Source organism: Loigolactobacillus jiayinensis, from assembly GCF_003946445.1.
GTDB lineage: Bacteria > Bacillota > Bacilli > Lactobacillales > Lactobacillaceae > Loigolactobacillus > Loigolactobacillus jiayinensis.
The window spans coordinates 1-277 of sequence record NZ_RHOF01000040.1 but is presented as its reverse complement, the minus strand read 5'-3'; the positions used below and the strand labels follow the sequence as shown (position 1 = coordinate 277).

Genomic DNA, 277 nt, shown 5'->3' with positions numbered 1-277 from the left:
GGTCCATTCGAATACTTAGACTCACTGGCATTAAGGATGATCTCAAGATTCTTTTTGAATGTAGTCAAGATAGTTTTCATTTGTGGACTGAGCCGATCATTATTATATAAATATTGCACCAGACCATCTTTATCGTGGTTCTTGAGGCAAAGCATAACGCCTTGCATGGCGTTATAAGTGTTTGCCAGCTTTTCATCAACGTTTAATCCTAGCTGAACGCGCTCTTGCTGGGTCAACTGTTGTCGCAGGTGACGATCGTAATATAATTGTTCAACGT

General features: G+C 40.4%; 1 protein-coding gene. It reads right to left on the bottom strand.

What is annotated here, in order from left to right; translation table 11 throughout:
• A partial coding sequence (locus tag EKM80_RS10295; protein ID WP_164509549.1) for a transposase occupies positions 1-277 on the bottom strand: 277 nt, incomplete at both ends.